Source organism: uncultured Barnesiella sp. (assembly GCF_946496565.1).
Classification (GTDB): domain Bacteria; phylum Bacteroidota; class Bacteroidia; order Bacteroidales; family Barnesiellaceae; genus Barnesiella; species Barnesiella merdigallinarum.
Genome location: NZ_CAMMHD010000004.1, coordinates 90,204 through 108,115, shown reverse-complemented (window position 1 = coordinate 108,115; position 17,912 = coordinate 90,204). Strand labels below are relative to the sequence as shown.

Below are 17,912 nucleotides of genomic sequence, written 5' to 3'. Positions count from 1 at the left end.
TTCCGGGTTCAAAAATAGCAATTATTTGCCTTTCTTCAAAAATTTCCGACTCAACCAACGACGCACCGGTTCGTCATAGAGTTTCAGGCAAAGGTAGGCCACCGCCACATTCCACACATACACGCACAGGGCCACCTGCCAAGTTTCGCCAAAGGTGAAGTAACCCTTCTCGATGAGCCAGGCATAAAACAGATACATGAAGGCATAGTGGGTGATATAGAGCGGATAGGAGATGTCGCCCAGAAACTTGCACACCCGGGTCGAAAAGGCATCGGTAGTAGCCCCCGAAGCCCCCAGAACAATCAATACCGGGAATACGGCGACGATGCAAACGGTCTCGAACAGTCCGTTCAGGCTGAAGCTTTCGGTCCCGGGCAGATAGGGCACATGAAACAGCACCAGCAAGACGAGTGAGCAAATCCAAAAGGCACCCCGCACCCGCACCGGTTTGAAGCGACGCGAGAGCAGCAGCCCCATCGAGAAGGGGAAGAGCATGCGCAACAGACCGCCCACGAAGTTGACCGTGTCGAGCGTCCACCCTACCCCGATGTTGCCGTAACCCGACACGTCGAAGGTGGCAAAGCCGGCCAACGCCAGCCCCAGCACCACCACGACGCCGGTCAGGACCCGGGTCGAGAGCCGGTGAAGCACCAGCGCATAGAGCAGGTTACCGATATATTCGAAGAAGAGCGACCAGCTGGGGCCGTTCAACGGGAACATCTCGCCATTGCCCCGCACCTCGTAACCGGCACCGGGGACGGCCGGGATGAAAAACATGGCACATAGCAGGGCCAGCATCACCATCGAGGTGGCCACATGGGTACCGTCCCACTGCACCCGCCCCTGCAGGCAAAAGGTGATGGCTCCCAGCACCGCCCCCATCACCACCATGGGGTGCAGGCGGATAAGCCGGCGTTTGAAAAAGTTTTTCAGCGTCAGGCTCCGGCCCCAACGGTCGTCGTAGGCATACCCGATGACGAATCCCGACAGGATAAAAAAGAAGTCGACAGCCAGGTATCCGTGATTGATACCTTCGATAAGGGTTCCCCCGGCAAAGGCATAGCCTTCGAACACGTGGTACCACACGACCAGGAGGGCCGCCACGCCCCGCAACCCGTCGAGCAGTTCGTAATGGGGTTTGGTATCGGAGAAGGCGGCAGAAGAGATGTTTTGCATGATGATGAATTTTTCTACTGGATGAATTTCTGTTTTTCGTAGCAGCGTGCTACGACTGCAAAATTACAGCAGTTGCCGCACTTGAAATTTGACCTACATCAAAAACGGCCGGGACTCCCCCACTATTTTTTGGCCCGGCGCAACCGGCTGAGTGTCGAGAGCGTGATGCCCAGATACGAGGCGATGTAACCCAGTTGGGCCCGTTGGCACACCTGCGGAAACTGTTGCTGAAACGCCTCGTACCGCTCGCGGGCCGAGAGGGTGAGCCGCTCCTTGTGCGAACGGTGCAACCGCCGGTATTCGTTCTGGTGAATGATGCGCCCCCAGTTGGCCAGCTCGAGATTGGTCTCGAACAGCTCGCGCAGCCGCGACAGCGCAATGCGATAGGCCACCACCTCCTCGAGGGTCTCGACATACTCCTCGCTCACCTTGTCGTAGTAGAGTTCGTCCATGCTGAAAACGATGCCCCCCTCGCACGAAAACGAGGTGGTTATCTCCTCGCCGTTGACCAGCCAGAACGAGCGCGTCATGCCCTGCTCGATAAAGTAGGCATACTTGCAGTAGATGCCGGCCCGCACCAACTGATACCGCCGGGGAAAGCGGCACTCGGTCACGCTCTCCTTCAAGGCCTGCACCGTCTCGGGCGAGAGCGGATACAACGCATTTATCGTTTCAATCACTACATCCATCATAGACTTGTTCTCCTCTCGGGTCAAGGCTCTACACCTCGCACGCGCCGCTCCATACGAAGCAGTTGCGATAGCGATCGCCCAGGTCGACCTCCCGGTCGAACAGTCCGAAGACCGACGACCCCGACCCCGACATCGAGGCGTAGACCGCACCGGCCTCGTAGAGGCTCTCCTTGATAGCCCCCACCTCGGGGAAGCGGGCAAAGACACTCTTCTCGAAATCGTTGACCAGCCGGTCGCGCCACTCGGCCACCGGCCGCGCAATGGTCACGCTCACCGGTTCATCGGGCTCGGCAGGAGTCACCAGCGAATAGGCCACCGCCGTAGGCACCGCCACGGCCGGCTTCACCAGTACCAGACGGTACCCTTTCAGCGAGAGAGCTACCGGTTCGAACTCGTCGCCTATCCCCTTGGCCAGCAACAGCTTGTTGTGCAGGAAGAAAGGACAGTCGGCACCCAAAGCGGCCGCCTCGCGGTCGAGCTCCTCGTCGCTCAGCGGCAGGTGGAAATAGTCGCGCACCATCGCCAGCAGAAAGGCAGCATCGGCCGACCCACCGCCCAGTCCGGCCCCGAAGGGTATCGCCTTGTGCAGGTGTATCGACACCGGCGGCAGGTCGAATCGCTCGCTCAACCGCCGCCACGCCTTCATCACCAGGTTGTCGCGGCTGTCGCCGTCGATGACTATCCCCGACAGCGTGAGGCTCGTAGCCGGGTCGGACGTCGGCACCAGCTCCAGCGCATCTTGCAGCTGTATGGGATAAAAGACCGTTTCGAGATTGTGATACCCGTCGGGGCGACGCGAAACGATGCGCAGCCCCAGGTTGATTTTTGCATTGGGAAACCGTATCATGGTTTTGTCTGTTTTTCGAGTTTCTCGGCGAAATTAACCATTCTCCCCCACATGGACAACCTTCTTCTAAAAAAGAAATGAAGGAGGCATTTGTATATCCCCGATTTCAATCTTCTGTGTTCCCATGAGTCCAATGGTTCAATCGTCAAAATAAGGTGTACTTATGTAGTATAGATAAAAATCTACCGGGATATTCAGCTTGGCGATTCTTTGCCACATGTCGGGCCGTATTCTGAACTGGAAGTTATAATGTCCCATACTGCAATGGAGTATCAATCCGCTGTTTTTGAAACGGCGGAAAACTTTTCGAAACGACTCTAAACGGCTTTCTACCAAGTCCAATATTTCGGTGGATTGATATACCAGATCGAAATATTTCGATGCTTTTCGGTTGTCGAACGTATCGTAAAACCAGACGTTTTTCTCATCGAAGACCGGGTGAGTGCCGAGCTCGGTGTAGGGTATGTCGGGGTATCCTTTCCGTTTGATACGGGTGGGAGATACTCCGGTCATCTCGGTAACGATACCCGGGTCATTCTTCCCGGTCTCGATATAGAGCGTGCAGCCCATCTCGGTTCCGGTCTTGATTCGGTTAATGTTATTTTTTTTGCTTTTACTGAGCAGGTACAGGTCGAAGTCGACCAACAATCCGTACGGAGCGATACGCTTCCACAGTTCAGGCGGAATGCGGAATTGAAGTTTATGCCGGTTGGTATAGCAGAAATGAAGGAGGCATTTGTATTTGTAGTTTCTAAAAATCTTTTGGAAAGAGCTTTTCTGTTTCTCTATCATTTCGAGCATATCGATCGATTTGAAAGGTATCAGATGGTCGTCTTTTTCAAAATAGGTAGTACCGGATAATTCCCACAGATTTTGTTTAAAGAACTTCCCGGGTATTTCCTTACTGGGTATTGTATTGTGGGGTCTTGTTCTGAATATTTCGCCTTTTGTAGTGGCCCACGAGGGTTGGATACCGGTCATACGGGTTACGACCGAGGGAGCATCTTCTTCGGTATCGATCCAAAAATCGCATCCCATTTCTATTATTTTATCGTTAAATGTAATCATTACTTTTAATCTTCCTTTATTCTATGAGTTATGGGAATAATAGCATGTAATTTTATGCTTTTCCCGTAGTAATTTATCATCAATCTATGGAGACAAAAAGATTCTCATATTTACTTAGTGAGGTGAGATAATTGTTCTTATATTCGATAAGACGTATTTGGGAAAAGGGGATTCTTTGTGATTGTATAAAGTTCGTCTGTTCATCAATTTTATTGAGAACAATGGATTTTCGGTTGAGCTTGGAAATTTTTCCGACAAGGATATAATCGTCCGATTCCAATCCTATCGCTATGTTTTCTTTTTTCTCCATGAAGGTGCTGAAAATGTGCATGGTATTTGTACAATCTATACCCTTTCCTTCATATTTCCACATCGGTGAATAGTTAAGAGAAAGGATTTTTGCCGAAATTCTATCTGTTGAAACTATATTTTTTTGTTTAATGAAATTTTTATTGATAAATAAATATCCGTCGAAATTAAAATCTCTCTGACTTTGGTGAAGAATAATCCATTCTTCATTTTCTTGAACGACCACACCTTTATATATTTCATTGTGGTTCTTAACCTTGATTTCCCAGATTTCCAATCGGGGGATTTTTGTGGAGTCTGTCGTTATATATTTTTGATAAGCGCACGAGTAACGAGTGTTCACTCGAAAAAAGCGAATCTTCTGTAAAGGAAAATTTTTATATTCAATCCATTGTGCTTGTTTATCTAAAATCCTCATTGTTATGTATTGTTCGTTGATATTTTTTACTTCTCCGAGCCAAAATTTATGAGCTTTGTGTTGCCATATCTCAACGAGTTTATCTTTATCAAATAGAGCGGGAGGAAATAGAAGCGTAGAATTTATGAGCTCCCATTTTGAGTTGGAAAATATATAGTCTGCTATTCTGTCTGTTTCGATATGAAAATGGTCTATCCACTCTCGATTGATGAATGTATATCCATCGAGGACATAGTCATATGTATTTTCCCAAACAGCGACCCAATTGTTATCATGATTCACATAAAGGCCAGTGATGGGCTCTTTTCGTTGTTTTATTTTTATGGTAACAAGATTCTTATTTGTAACGTTTTCTCCTTTTATCTCCTTTTTCATACCTTGATCTTTTTGCTTTCTACTTTTTGGGTATGTCCGGCTTGCAGTAATACTGAAATTTGACACCTTTGTTCTCGGGTTAAATGCGCTTTCTTTTTCATTTGCAACACAAAAGTAGGTGGTTTGGCCTGACAATCGGTTGAGATATCTCAACCGATTGTGTTTTTGAGTTGCATTTTCTATTTTAATTTACAGGCGATTACTTCATTAAAGTTAATCGCCTGTAAACGTATATATTTATACTCTTTCGTCTTCCCAAGTTTCCGGGTTCCAGTTTTTTTCAATACGGTCTATCAAAAATTCTATACCCCAGATTCCGCTGGGCGGATATTTTTTTTGCTTTTTTGTCAGTTTTTTTACTAATCTCCATTCATTATTTTGAATATTGGTAATTTCCCACCCTTTGAACTCTCCGCAAACTTTTTCTACTTCTTTGAAATATTTAGGGACTTTGAACTTTTTGACTTCGGAAAAGCCGACTTTGCGAATGTATTTTCTTCGTAAAGCTATTCCCAACGGAACGAAACAGATATATCGTTCTTTCTGTTGGACTAATTTTTCCAAATCGACGGGTTCATGATATACCCCCGGAAGCAAGCGTATCAATGTCACTTGATTCACTTCGGCCATGTATTGGATATATGCATTTCCTATTGCCGTAGGGACTTCAAAAATATCCCCGATTTCAATCTTTTTCCTTGTCATAAACTATAAATTTTTAATATAACTATTTCCCACTTTTATAGCTTCTTCGTATATCGGATTTTTACGGGACATGGATTAAAGTCACCAATGCAGCTATAAATGCAAAGAAGCAAAAAATACTCTTACAAGACAATCAAACTGAAGTTTTTCTCAGGAAAAGAGACAAAAAAATACATTTTGGCCTGAAACCGAAAAGGAAATGGAACCGTTTCCACATTCTAAAAATGAATAAAAAATTTTAGTATCGGCAGAATTTATTCTAAATTTACCCGCATAACTCAAAAAGTGCTTAGATGAACAAAAGAATTCTCACGGCAGGCGCTCTCCTGCTCGCCCTATCGTCATTCGCATACGGGCAAACCTCGACCCGCGATTTCCTGCATCGCAACCCGCAGTTCTTCGGCAGTACGGGTACCCCCTACTACTGCAACGACACCACCGACACGCCGGCTCCCGAAGGGTTCGTCCCCTTCCATGTCGACCACATAGCCCGGCACGGTTCCCGCACACACGACTCGAAAACACTGGTGCCCAACCTTTACAAACTCATGAACCGGGCCGACTCGCTCGGCATGCTCACCTCGCAGGGCAAACTGCTGAAAAGTCAAATCGACTCGATATACCAGCGCATGAATCACCGCTGGGGCGACCTCACTCCCCTCGGGGCCCAACAACACCGTGATATGGCCCGCCGCATGTACAACCGCTTCCGCCCGGCATTTACCCCGCAAGACGGCCGTGTGAACCTCATCGCCCAATCGACTACCGTACCCCGCTCCATGGCCAGCATGGCGGCCTTCGTGGCCGAGATGCGGGGCTACACCCCGGAGGCCGATTTCTCCATGGACCCCAGCAACGGCTACGACAACACCTTGCGCCCTTTCAACAGCAAGGACTACAAGCAATACCTGGCCAAAGGGCCGTGGAAATCGGTACTCAAGGAGTATCAAACGCGGCACACCCCCACCCGGCTCATCGACCAGACCTTCAAAAAAGGGTGGGAAGAGCTGATTCCCAACCCCGTCACCTTTATGACGCACCTCTATGCCCTGGCCATGATTCTGCCCAATACCGACTACGGCATCGACCTCTTCCCCTGGTTTACCGAGGATGAGAAGTACGACTTGTGGAGCGTGAACAACCTCTCGCAATACCTGCGCAAAGCCAACTACCCCGACGGCCAAGGACTGCCCGTGGCCATAGCCAAGCCGCTGCTGGCCGACATGCTGGCTACCTCGCAGGCGGCTGTCGACGGCAACGGCATCGAGGCCAACCTGCGATTTGCCCACGGCGAAAACACTATTCCCCTGCTGGCTCTGCTCGGCATCGAGAATGCCGCCGTGGCCGAGTCTGACCCCGAGAAGGTGGCCGACTGCTGGCAGGATTTCAAATACAACCCCATGGCCACCAACATCCAGTGGATTCTCTACCGCAACCCGGCCGGCCGGGTGCTGGTCAAGGTGCTCTTCAACGAGCAGGAGGTGAAGTTGCCCATCGCTTCGGACCACGCTCCCTACTACGACTGGGAGGCGTTCAAAGCCTACTGTGCCGACCGGATGGAGAGCTTCCCCAACGTAGCCCCCGCCCTGCCCTAAAAGCCGAGACCTGCAACCTCACTATTTCACTGCCGATATACCTACTTGGGCCTGAATGCGAGACGAATCGTCCCCTTCAGGCCCAAGCCTGTCACTCCCTCTTGTTGAAAACTTCTTCATAAGATTTGGCTCGCCCTGTACCTCGGCACACAAAGATTATATACCTTTGCATCTCGAAAGAAAGCGATATATGGAAACTCGAAGAAACTATACCCCCCGTCAGAAGAAAACCTATGCCCCGAAAGTCTCGGAACAGGGCAAGATACAACCCCAGGACACCGAGCTCGAAGAGGCCGTGTTGGGAGCCCTCATGCTCGAGAAGGATGCCTACACCACCGTGTGCGACATCCTGAAACCCGAGTGCTTCTACGACCCCAACAACCAGACCATTTACAGCGCCATTGCCAAGCTGGGTGCCCAGCAGCGCCCTATCGACATGCTCACCGTCACCGAGCAATTGCGCCTCGACGGCAAACTCGACGAGGTAGGCGGTGCCCTGCGCATCTCGGAGCTGACGGGTCGGGTGGCCTCGGCGGCACACATCGAGTATCATGCACGCATCGTGGCCCAGAAATACCTGGCCCGCGAGCTGATCGAGTTTTCGAGCGAAATCCTGAACAAGGCATTCGACGAGACCAACGACGTCGACGACCTCATGCAAGAGGCCGAGGGGAAACTCTTCGAGATTTCGCAACGCAACCTGAAAAAGGATGTGGTGCAAATTGCCCCCGTCGTGAGCGAAGCCATCAAACAGATACAGGTGGCAGCCAACCGTACCGACGGTTTGAGCGGTCTGCAAACAGGATTTCACGGTATTGACAAAATCACCTCGGGCTGGCAAAACTCCGACCTCATCATCATCGCCGCCCGCCCGGCCATGGGTAAAACCGCTTTCGTTCTCTCCATGGCCAAGAATATGGCTGTCAACTACAACACCCCGGTGGCCATCTTCTCGCTCGAGATGTCGAATGTGCAACTTGTAAACCGTCTCATCATCAACACCTGCGAGATTCCAGGCGACAAAATCAAAAGCGGGCAGCTGACTCCCATCGAGTGGGAACGCCTCATGTCGCGCATTGAAATTGTGCAAAACGCCCCCATCTACATCGACGATACCCCCAGCCTCTCGGTATTCGAATTGCGTACAAAAGCCCGCCGACTGGTGCGCGAACACGGCATCAAAATCATCATCATCGACTACTTGCAGCTGATGAACGCCAGCGGCATGTCGTTCGGTAGCCGCGAACAGGAGGTAAGTACCATATCGCGATCGCTCAAACAACTGGCCAAAGAGTTGCAGATACCCATCATCGCCCTGTCGCAGTTGAATCGTAGCGTAGAATCGCGCGGCAACGACAAGGACAGCAAAGAGGCCAAGCGCCCCCAGCTCTCCGACCTGCGCGAGTCGGGAGCCATCGAACAGGATGCCGATATGGTATGCTTTATCCACCGTCCCGAGTATTACACCCGCTCCAAGGAAGATGCCAACGGGAACAGCATCGAGGGGCTGGCCGAGTTTATCATCGCCAAGCACCGTAGCGGTGCCACCGATACCGTCAACCTCAAATTCGTTTCCTACCTGGCCCGGTTCCAGAACTACGACGAGGATACCCGGCTCTCGGATTTCAGCGCCCCGGTCTCCTCGAAATTCAACACGGCTTCTGCCGGAGGCGCCCCTGCCACGGGTGCGACTCCCATGCCCGGGAATACCGATTTCCTGAATCCTGCCAACGGCGAAGAAAAATTACCTTTCTAAGCGCCGAACTTTATTCGGCCCGTCGATGTTACTCTACTTGAACAAACCGAGTAACACCGACGTATGGAAAACAGACGGCAAAAACGACAAAAAATCCGGACAGTCACAGGCATAGTCCTGGCGATTGTCCTGCTATTGTATTGGCTCACACTGGCTATTGGGATCGACGACGACCCCAACGCGGCTGTCGACTATCCCGCAGAAGAAACCGCAAGAAAGTTAATACATGTTAAAACCAACACATTACGAAACCTTTCTGCCACCGGCTTTGTTTTATTATCGAAAACGGCCCCCACAGCGCCCCTCACCCGAAGAGAGCGAAGCGTCGCTCCCGGGAGAGAAAAGCGAGGAACCGATTTCAAAAGAGTTTGATTTATACGATAATATTCTTGTTTTTTGTGTGTTTCATTGGTATTATATTATCCTTTGTTTATCTCTGTAATAAACATTATCCTCTTTCTTGTTTTTGATATATTTCAAGTAGTAAAGCCCCGTCGTGAGACGAGGCTTTGCTATTTTAAACCAATTTCTTTTCCCATCTGTGGAAGACAGGCCGGCGACTCCTCGCCCGGAGAAAATCAACGTATGCCCCGGCGATTCAGCTCACGTTGGTAACGCACGGCATTGCGCTGGTGCTCGGCCAAACTCGTGGCAAAATTGTGATAGCCCGAGAAATCCTCCCGTGCACACATATAAAGATAGGGATTGGGCTTGTGATTCAACACAGCATCGACAGCTTGCTTCGAGGCGATACGTATCGGGCCGGGGGGGAGCCCCGTCACTCGATAGGTGTTGTAGGGCGAGTCGATGGTCAAGTGTTTGTTAAGAATACGTTTCAACGAAAAATCTCCCCAGGCAAATTTCACCGTAGGGTCGGCCTGCAAGGGCATACCTCTACGCAACCGGTTCATATAGAGACCGGCCACAATGCCCATCTCGTCGGGCTTGTTGGTCTCCTCCTCTACAATCGAGGCCAACGTAGCCACCTCGATCGGAGTCAGGCCCAAAGCCTTGGCCTGTTGCTCACGCCTGCCCTCCCAATACCGGGCATACTCCTTGCTCAATTTTTGCAGAAAAGCCTCGGGAGTCACCGTCCAATAAAACTCATAGGTATCGGGCAGAAAAAGGGCCGGCAGCGTGACCGGTGAGAATCCCAGCGCGGCACACACGCTGTCGCTCCGCAACAAGGCGAGCAAATCCTCCTTCGAGAAACAGAGTTGTTCGTCCAGACGAGCGGCCAACTGGTCGAGAGTGCGCACATTATTAAAAGTCACACGCACGGGACTCTGGCTGCCACGCGACAGTTTCAAAGCCACCTTCCAGGCACTCATACCGGGCTCCAGCCGATAAGCCCCCTCACGATTGGCCGCATCGAACTCATAAACCGAGAGCATACGCTCCACCCGAGCCACCGAATGCTCATCGCCCAAAGCCTCACACAAGGCGCTGTCGAGCTGTGCCGCACTCCACTGCCGGTGCACATACACCATCGAACGGTTACTCACGACAGGGTCGTAAAGATAACCTTTGGCCACCCACAAGGCAACACATGCCACCACAAACACCACAGCCGCCAATGACCCAAGCAATATTCCTATCCTTCTCTTTTTCTTTACATTTGTCATAAACAATCGGTAATACTACATGAACATTTTATATCGGGACGACAAAAATAGCGAATATTCACGAAATAAAATAGTGCGAAAAAATTTGCGGATTCAAATATTCGGCTTATCTTTGCGCTGCGTTTGGAAAAACGTTGTTCAACAACGACTCCATCTTTGGAAGGATGGGTGAGTGGCTGAAACCACCAGTTTGCTAAACTGACGTACTCGAATGGGTACCGGGGGTTCGAATCCCCCTCCTTCCGCAAGCGCATCACAAAAGCCTGTATCGCCCCTGCGACACAGGCTTTTTCTTTATCGGCAGGCTCCTAAAATTAACGATGTCGTCTTGGAATATTGCCGCGCAGGTTGTATTTTTGGGCCCAATAACGGCAGACATCGAAAAACCGAGAGAAAAAATTCGGGAGACACAGCCAATCGGGTAGCCAAGGCAACAGCCTTCCATTATCCCCAACAGGCCAGTTTATACCACTCTCGCCAAAAAAAGTCTGTATTTCAAATTGATTTCAAAATTGAAGCCCATTTTTGCTGCATGAAAATTTACTCATGAAAAAATTCAAAACATTATGACTCATCGAAAATTCTTTTTATCGGTATTGGTTTTCATGCTTCTTTCGTGGTCGGCGGCCGCCAAAACTCCGGCTTTCAAAAACGACTCGCTCAATATCACTCTCCCCGATACCGACTACTCCGACGAGCTGAGACTGATACGCATGCACATGCCCGACATCGAGGTCGGCAACGGTATCTCGTTCCAGCCCAAAAACAAAAGCTACAAGCTCACCATGCGGATACGAATGCAAAACATGGTCGACGTCGATTTCAACGAAAAATTCGAAGCTCAGGAACTCGACGCGCGCGTGAAACGGTTGCGTCTGCGATTCGACGGATACATCTATACTCCCAAGCTCACTTATCTCGTACAACTGGGATTCTCGCCATCCGACACGAAAACCCTGCCCAACGGCAACAGCAACATCGTGCGCGACGCCATGATTTACTATGTGCCCAATGCGACATGGAACATCGGTTTCGGACAAACCAAGATACGTGCCAACCGTGCCCGAATCAACTCATCGAGCGCCTTGCAGTTTGTAGACCGATCGATTGTCAACTCCGAGTTCAACCTCGACCGTGATTTCGGTGTCTTCGGCGAGTACAACCAGCACCTGTTCGGATCATTCGATTTGGCAGCCAAAGCCTCGATTACTACGGGCGAAGGACGCAACTGGGGCAACAACAAGGGCAGCGGACTCGCCTATACGGGCCGCATAGAGTTCTTCCCCCTGGGCCGCTTTACCGGCAAAGGCGATGCCATGGAGGGCGACTATGAACGCGAGCAGACGCCCAAGATACTCCTGGCCGGAGCATACAGCTACAACGACCGGGCCTTGCGAGCCCAAGGTTCCAACGGCGACCTGCTCCGCTTCGACCAGGCACGCAACCTCTCGTCCTATTTCGTCGATTTCATCTTCAAATACCGAGGCTTTGCCTTCTATACCGATTTCATGGGACGCACATGCACCTCATCGCCCCTCATCAAATCGGGCGAAACCGTCGAGCAATATATCCTCACCGGCATGGGTCTCAACGTGCAGGCCAGCTACCTGTTCCCCTCCAACTGGGAAATAGCTCTGCGCAACTCGACCATCAAGCCCGACAAAGAGGTACAGCCCTACACCAATTACCGCTGTTACAACCAGTCGACCCTGGGCGTAACCAAATACCTCATCGACCACCGGCTCAAAGTACAGGCCGACCTCTCCTACAACTACAAGGACGAGTTCACCGCCTCGGATTACAGCCGCTGGCAGTTGCGGTTCCAGATAGAACTCGGATTTTGACAGAACCTAATCCTAAACAATATATCAACATGTCCATTCAATATGACTTTGACACAATTATCGACCGCCATCACACCGGTGCCATGAAAACCGACGTGCTGGGCGAGCGATACGGTCGCGAAGACCTCATTCCCTTGTGGATTGCCGATATGGATTTTGCCGTAGCTCCCCCGATTACCGAAGCCCTTGTGCGACGCCTGCAACACCCGGTTTACGGCTATGCCGAAGCTCCCGCCAGCTACTGGCAATCGATTGTCGACTGGATCAAATACCTGCACGGCTGGGAGGTAAAGCGCGAATGGATTACCTATATCCCGGGTATCGTCAAAGGCATAGGACTTGCCGTGAACGTGTTCAGCAATCCCGGCGATAAAATCATCATACAGACTCCCGTCTACACCCCATTCATGGCTGTGCCCGAAAGCAACGGACGGCAGGTGGTGCACAACCCCCTCAAATGGAACGGCAACCACTATGAAATGGATTTCGAGCACCTCGAATCGATTATCGACCCGCAATGCAAACTGTTGATTCTCTGCAATCCCCACAACCCGGGCGGTGTGGTATGGCCGCTCGAAACCCTGCAACGGGTGGCCGAAATCTGTGCCCGCCACCAGATACTCATCATCGCCGACGAAATACACGCCGACATGCCGCTCTTCGGGGCCTGCCATCACCCTTTTGCCTCGGTATCCGAAACAGCCGCCCAAAACAGCATCTCGTTCGGAGCACCCTCCAAGACCTTCAACATCGCCGGGCTGGTGAGCTCGTATGCCATCGTGCCCAACGAGACGATTCGCAAGAGGTTCTTCGATTGGCTCACCGCCAACGAGTTGAACGAACCCACTTTCATGGCGACCATCGCCACAGAATCCGCCTATAACCATTGCCGCGACTGGCGCGAGCAGATGCTGGCCTATGTAGAACAAAACATTCTCTTCGTCGAAAAATTCTTGCAGGAGCATATCCCGGCCATCAAAGCGATACGCCCGCAAGCCTCGTTTATCGTATGGCTCGACTGCACCCGCCTGGGTCTCGACCACGACGCCCTCATCGACCTCTTTGTCGACAAGGCTCGCCTCGCCCTCAACGACGGCGAGATGTTCGGACCCGAAGGCAAAGGGCACATGCGCCTCAACGTAGGTTCGCCACGAGCCGTATTGCAAAAAGCACTCGAACAACTCGAAGAGGCCGTGAACCATCTGAACCGATAGCCGAGGGTGCTACTTTGGAGACAAAGAAATCTCTTTTTCGGAAAATATTTTATACTTTTGCACCCGACTTGGTGCAAGAGGCCGATACCTCTGTACCTCACCACAATAATAAGAAAATCTGAAAGAATCGCTTTATGAACGAACTTGCCACAAAGTACAATCCCGCCGACGTAGAGGAGAAATGGTATGCTTACTGGTTGAAAAACGGGCTCTTCAAGTCGAAACCCGATGGTCGTGAACCCTACACCGTAGTCATCCCGCCCCCCAACGTCACCGGTATTCTGCACATGGGGCACATGTTGAACAACACGATACAAGATATCCTCGTGCGCCGCGCCCGCATGGAAGGCAAGAACGCCTGCTGGGTACCCGGCACCGACCACGCCTCGATTGCCACCGAGGCCAAAGTGGTGAACAAACTCGCCGCTCAGGGCATCAAGAAGAGCGACCTCACCCGTGAGGAATTTCTCAAATATGCCTGGGAATGGAAAGAGGAACACGGCGGCATCATCTTGAAACAGCTCCAGAAACTGGGTGCATCGTGCGACTGGGATCGCACCGCTTTCACTATGGACGATCTCCGCTCCAAAAGCGTGCTGAAAGTATTTGTCGACCTCTATAACAAAGGGCTCATCTACCGCGGTGTACGCATGGTAAACTGGGACCCCAAAGCCCTCACCGCCCTCTCCGACGAAGAGGTAATCTACAAGGAAGAGCACAGCAAACTCTACCACCTGCGCTACTACATCGAAGGTGAAGACAAATACATCATCGTGGCCACGACCCGCCCCGAAACCATCTTGGGCGATACGGCCGTGTGCGTAAACCCCAACGACCCGCGCTACACCTACCTCAAAGGGAAAAAGGTAATCGTGCCGCTGGTCAACCGCGCCGTACCCATCATCATGGACGAATATGTCGACATCGAGTTCGGTACCGGCTGTTTGAAAGTAACCCCTGCACACGACGTGAACGACTATATGCTGGGCGAGAAATACAATCTGCCCTCCATCGACATCTTCAACGACAACGGTACCATCAGCGAGGCCGGCGGCCTCTACATAGGCATGGACCGCTTCGACGTGCGCAAACAGATTGCCAAAGACCTGCAAGCCGCCGGGCTGCTCGAAAAAATCGAGGACTATGACAACAAGGTGGGTTACTCGGAGCGTACCAACGTAGTCATCGAACCTAAACTCTCGATGCAGTGGTTCGTCAAGATGGACAAGCTCGCCGCTCCGGCCCTCGAAGCCGTGATGAACAACGACATCAAGTTCCACCCCGACAAGTTCAAAAACACCTACCGTCACTGGATGGAAAATATCAAAGACTGGTGTATCTCGCGCCAGTTGTGGTGGGGACACCGCATCCCGGCCTACTACCTGCCCCAAGGCGGATTCGTAGTGGCTGCAACCCCCGAAGAGGCCTTGTCGCTGGCCCGGGAGAAGAGCGGCGACGATTCGCTGCAACTGTCCGACCTGCGTCAAGATGAGGATTGCCTCGACACCTGGTTCTCGTCGTGGCTGTGGCCCATCTCGCTCTTCGACGGTATCAACAATCCCGACAACGAAGAGATGAAATACTACTACCCCACGAGCGATTTGGTAACGGGTCCCGACATCATCTTCTTCTGGGTAGCCCGCATGATTATGGCCGGTTATGAATATGCCGGGCAGATGCCTTTCAAAAACGTCTATTTCACGGGAATCGTACGCGATAAAATAGGCCGAAAGATGTCCAAGTCGCTCGGCAACTCGCCCGACGCCCTCGAACTAATCAAGACCTACGGTGCCGACGGCGTGCGCATGGGACTCATGCTGGCAGCTCCTGCCGGGAACGACATACTCTACGACGATGCCCTGTGCGAGCAAGGACGCAATTTCAACAACAAGATTTGGAATGCCTTCCGTCTGGTCAAGGGGTGGAACGTCGACGACAACCTCGAACAGCCGCAAACGGCACAAATTGCCGTCCAATGGTTCGACGCCCAGCTCAACCGCACCCTCGCCGAGGTAAAAGACCTCTTCGGCAAGTACCGCCTCTCCGAGGCGCTCATGGCCGTTTACCGCCTCTTCTGGGACGAGTTCTCGTCGTGGTACCTCGAAATGATCAAACCCGGCTATCAACAGCCCATCGACCGTGCCACCTACGACGCCACGCTCTCCTATTTCGACGCATTGCTGCGCCTGCTGCACCCTTTCATGCCCTTCATCACCGAAGAACTGTGGCAGCACCTCTATGAGCGCAAAGAGGGCGAGAGCATCATGTATGCCCATATTCCCGAAGCTCACCCGGTCGACGACGCTCTCATCGACCGCTTCGAGACCACCAAACAGATTGTAGCCGGGGTGCGCACCGTACGACTGCAAAAGGGCATTGCCAACAAAGAACCCCTCACCCTGCAAATCATCGGGGCACACGACCACACCAACGACTGTGTTCTCGCCAAGATGACCAACCTCGAAGCCATCGAGACCATCGACGAGAAAGACCCGGCAGCCGCTTCGTTCCGCGTACACGCCACCGAGTATGCCATACCGCTGGGCAACAACATCGACGTAGAGGCCGAGCTGAAGAAACTCGAAGGCGAGTTGCAACACGCCCAAGGATTCCTCAAAACCGTCATGGGCAAACTCAACAACGAACGTTTCGTACAAAACGCCCCCGAGGCTGTCGTAGCTCTGGAACGCAAGAAAAAAGCCGACGCCGAAGAGAAGATAAAATCGCTCGAAGAGAGCATCGCCGCCCTCAAGAAATAACCGGGACCGTAATCGGTCGCACACCATACAGAAGAGTGTGGTTCCTCTCCATCGGGAACCACACTCTTCTTTTTATATTCCTCGATGATAGAGATCCGTAATCTAATGAGATACTCCTTATCCAAACAAGACCGGCTCGGCCTGCCCCGGCCACTACTCCGCAGACCAGAGACCGAGGGAAGTTTCCAGACCGGCAGACACAAAAAAAGTGCCCGGCACAACCGGGCACTCCATATGATTCACGAAATAGAATATCAGAATTTATAGTAGAGACTGAAACTCAAGTCGTTGCCGCTCAGCGACAGACCCGAAACGCTGTTGCCGTTGTATTTGTCGCGATAACCCAGGAAGCCATAGTGAGCTACCAACGAGAAGTTCTCGGTCAGGTTAAAGGCCAAGCCCGGTTTAAAACCGATTTCAAAACCAGTCTCCGAATCGAAACCTTTGTGTTTCCCGGTAGAGATACCAAATCCACCATCGACCAACAGCCCTATGATACCTTGGTTGAAGAAGGTCCAACGAGCATAAGGAGCAATGTAAAACGAATTGTAGTTGTCCATGTGTGTATAGCCGATAGATCCGGCAACGGTCCACGCATCGTTAAACGCATAGCCAAACTCGGGGGCAATACGGAATGTCGTGTTTTCGGTATCACCGTCGTAAGTCAAACCAAATTGACCACCCACAAAAAATTGTGCATTGGCTGTCAACATGCCAAACACAAGCACTAAGGTTAAAACTAATTTTTTCATTTTACGTGTTTTTTTAGTTTAAATTGTAAGAACAAATATAAGAATTTGTTTCCAACAATCCTATTTTTAACCTCTCTTTTTTCACAGAGCTGTTAAAATAGATAAACCGCAGAGTCAAATCGATACGGTTCCTGCCGACCGATATGCCGGATGCGCTACTGCTTTGTCAGTTCAAATCCCATCAACACGCCATCGTATTCCGACAACAGGTTACTGATGGTCTGCAGTGTAGAGCTCTGTGTCTTCGAGGCAATCGAAACCAGCACATCGACCAGTTTGTCGACATTGAAAAGTATCTCCATCGTATTGCCGCTCTTGGTAATATCGGCATCCATTACCATCACCGGGATATGCCCGCCTACCAGCGTAAAGGTCACCACAAACTTGCCGCTCGGCTCATCCTTCACGATATAGCCGTTCAGTTTGGCACTGCCGTAGTTCATCACCATAGTCGTATCGGCAAACGAGAAGGAGACGCGCGACGAGGTAATGCCGGCCTTCTCATAATAGGTAGCCAGTTTGTCTTTCAGGCTCGAAGCTACTACCTCGCCTCCGGCCGACTTCAACAGATCGTCGCTCTCAAACTTGCAGGCCGGAGCCGAATAACGCCACGTACCGGCCAAATCGGCTACCGTGAGTGTAGCATCTTTGTCGGTCAGTGCTCCTACCACTTTGTTGACCGTCGACGAATTTAACAAATCGCCCAGCGAAAATTGCGCGTGGGCACTGCTCCCGAATAAACATAGCCCGCACAGGGCCAAAATCCATCTTTTCATA

The 17,912-nt window shown here is 51.4% G+C and carries 14 protein-coding genes and 1 tRNA gene; 6 read left to right on the top strand and 9 right to left on the bottom strand.

What is annotated here, in order from left to right:
* Positions 1-21 precede the first annotated feature (21 nt).
* From Q1K76_RS03460 to Q1K76_RS03435, 6 genes are all read right to left on the bottom strand, one after another.
* Positions 22-1,176: an acyltransferase gene (locus Q1K76_RS03460; protein WP_258327352.1), complete on the bottom strand. Its 1,155-nt coding sequence runs from the start codon at positions 1,174-1,176 to the stop codon at positions 22-24.
* Between the two features lie 122 nt (positions 1,177-1,298).
* Positions 1,299-1,865: a Crp/Fnr family transcriptional regulator gene (locus Q1K76_RS03455; RefSeq protein ID WP_206422484.1), complete on the bottom strand. Its 567-nt coding sequence runs from the start codon at positions 1,863-1,865 to the stop codon at positions 1,299-1,301.
* A gap of 31 nt (positions 1,866-1,896) precedes the next feature.
* Entirely contained in the window at positions 1,897-2,715 is an 819-nt protein-coding gene (ispE, locus tag Q1K76_RS03450; RefSeq protein WP_300131078.1) for a 4-(cytidine 5'-diphospho)-2-C-methyl-D-erythritol kinase, read from the bottom strand.
* 138 nt (positions 2,716-2,853) lie between these two features.
* A complete protein-coding gene (locus Q1K76_RS03445; protein WP_300131075.1) occupies positions 2,854-3,753 on the bottom strand; it encodes a DUF4279 domain-containing protein in 900 nt (299 codons plus the stop codon).
* A gap of 109 nt (positions 3,754-3,862) precedes the next feature.
* Positions 3,863-4,885 carry a hypothetical protein gene (locus tag Q1K76_RS03440; protein ID WP_300131072.1) on the bottom strand — a complete coding sequence of 341 codons (1,023 nt, stop codon included), beginning with the start codon at positions 4,883-4,885 and terminating at the stop codon, positions 3,863-3,865.
* 237 nt (positions 4,886-5,122) lie between these two features.
* The gene (locus Q1K76_RS03435) at positions 5,123-5,590 is read right to left on the bottom strand and encodes a hypothetical protein (protein ID WP_258327349.1); all 468 of its coding nucleotides are present in this window, start codon (positions 5,588-5,590) and stop codon (positions 5,123-5,125) included.
* A 293-nt stretch (positions 5,591-5,883) separates the two neighbouring features.
* Between Q1K76_RS03435 and Q1K76_RS03430 the strand changes: the two genes are divergently transcribed.
* Both Q1K76_RS03430 and dnaB read left to right on the top strand, forming a co-directional pair.
* Entirely contained in the window at positions 5,884-7,185 is a 1,302-nt protein-coding gene (locus Q1K76_RS03430) for a histidine phosphatase family protein (RefSeq protein ID WP_300131069.1), read from the top strand.
* 190 nt (positions 7,186-7,375) lie between these two features.
* Positions 7,376-8,941: a replicative DNA helicase gene (gene dnaB / locus Q1K76_RS03425; protein ID WP_300131067.1), complete on the top strand. Its 1,566-nt coding sequence runs from the start codon at positions 7,376-7,378 to the stop codon at positions 8,939-8,941.
* A gap of 578 nt (positions 8,942-9,519) precedes the next feature.
* Here the strand turns inward: dnaB and mltG are convergent.
* The gene (gene mltG / locus Q1K76_RS03420; RefSeq protein ID WP_300131064.1) at positions 9,520-10,566 is read right to left on the bottom strand and encodes an endolytic transglycosylase MltG; all 1,047 of its coding nucleotides are present in this window, start codon (positions 10,564-10,566) and stop codon (positions 9,520-9,522) included.
* 158 nt (positions 10,567-10,724) lie between these two features.
* Here mltG and Q1K76_RS03415 point away from each other — a divergent pair.
* From Q1K76_RS03415 to Q1K76_RS03400, 4 genes are all read left to right on the top strand, one after another.
* Positions 10,725-10,811: transfer RNA gene (locus tag Q1K76_RS03415), tRNA-Ser, on the top strand.
* Between the two features lie 321 nt (positions 10,812-11,132).
* Positions 11,133-12,410 carry a porin gene (locus Q1K76_RS03410; RefSeq protein WP_300131061.1) on the top strand — a complete coding sequence of 426 codons (1,278 nt, stop codon included), beginning with the start codon at positions 11,133-11,135 and terminating at the stop codon, positions 12,408-12,410.
* A 29-nt stretch (positions 12,411-12,439) separates the two neighbouring features.
* Positions 12,440-13,624: a MalY/PatB family protein gene (locus Q1K76_RS03405; protein ID WP_300131059.1), complete on the top strand. Its 1,185-nt coding sequence runs from the start codon at positions 12,440-12,442 to the stop codon at positions 13,622-13,624.
* A gap of 134 nt (positions 13,625-13,758) precedes the next feature.
* Positions 13,759-16,383: a valine--tRNA ligase gene (locus Q1K76_RS03400; RefSeq protein WP_300131056.1), complete on the top strand. Its 2,625-nt coding sequence runs from the start codon at positions 13,759-13,761 to the stop codon at positions 16,381-16,383.
* Between the two features lie 254 nt (positions 16,384-16,637).
* On the opposite strand, the gene Q1K76_RS03395 is transcribed toward Q1K76_RS03400, so the two are convergent.
* The gene (locus Q1K76_RS03395; RefSeq protein WP_087408595.1) at positions 16,638-17,135 is read right to left on the bottom strand and encodes an outer membrane beta-barrel protein; all 498 of its coding nucleotides are present in this window, start codon (positions 17,133-17,135) and stop codon (positions 16,638-16,640) included.
* A 155-nt stretch (positions 17,136-17,290) separates the two neighbouring features.
* A complete protein-coding gene (locus tag Q1K76_RS03390) occupies positions 17,291-17,911 on the bottom strand; it encodes a DUF4923 family protein (protein WP_087408596.1) in 621 nt (206 codons plus the stop codon).
* Between the last annotated feature and the right edge of the window lies 1 nt (position 17,912).

Excerpts from the sequence above, each read along its gene's own strand:
- dnaB (WP_300131067.1), top strand. The coding sequence starts at position 7,376 with ATGGAAACTCGAAGAAACTATACCCCCCGTCAGAAGAAAACCTATGCC.
- Q1K76_RS03455 (WP_206422484.1), bottom strand. The coding sequence starts at position 1,865 with ATGGATGTAGTGATTGAAACGATAAATGCGTTGTATCCGCTCTCGCCC.
- Q1K76_RS03445 (WP_300131075.1), bottom strand. The coding sequence starts at position 3,753 with ATGGGATGCGATTTTTGGATCGATACCGAAGAAGATGCTCCCTCGGTC.
- ispE (WP_300131078.1), bottom strand. The coding sequence starts at position 2,715 with ATGATACGGTTTCCCAATGCAAAAATCAACCTGGGGCTGCGCATCGTT.
- mltG (WP_300131064.1), bottom strand. The coding sequence starts at position 10,566 with ATGACAAATGTAAAGAAAAAGAGAAGGATAGGAATATTGCTTGGGTCA.
- Q1K76_RS03460 (WP_258327352.1), bottom strand. The coding sequence starts at position 1,176 with ATGCAAAACATCTCTTCTGCCGCCTTCTCCGATACCAAACCCCATTAC.
- Q1K76_RS03430 (WP_300131069.1), top strand. The coding sequence starts at position 5,884 with ATGAACAAAAGAATTCTCACGGCAGGCGCTCTCCTGCTCGCCCTATCG.
- Q1K76_RS03405 (WP_300131059.1), top strand. The coding sequence starts at position 12,440 with ATGTCCATTCAATATGACTTTGACACAATTATCGACCGCCATCACACC.
- Q1K76_RS03435 (WP_258327349.1), bottom strand. The coding sequence starts at position 5,590 with ATGACAAGGAAAAAGATTGAAATCGGGGATATTTTTGAAGTCCCTACG.
- Q1K76_RS03410 (WP_300131061.1), top strand. The coding sequence starts at position 11,133 with ATGACTCATCGAAAATTCTTTTTATCGGTATTGGTTTTCATGCTTCTT.
- Q1K76_RS03395 (WP_087408595.1), bottom strand. The coding sequence starts at position 17,135 with ATGAAAAAATTAGTTTTAACCTTAGTGCTTGTGTTTGGCATGTTGACA.
- Q1K76_RS03400 (WP_300131056.1), top strand. The coding sequence starts at position 13,759 with ATGAACGAACTTGCCACAAAGTACAATCCCGCCGACGTAGAGGAGAAA.
- Q1K76_RS03390 (WP_087408596.1), bottom strand. The coding sequence starts at position 17,911 with ATGAAAAGATGGATTTTGGCCCTGTGCGGGCTATGTTTATTCGGGAGC.
- Q1K76_RS03440 (WP_300131072.1), bottom strand. The coding sequence starts at position 4,885 with ATGAAAAAGGAGATAAAAGGAGAAAACGTTACAAATAAGAATCTTGTT.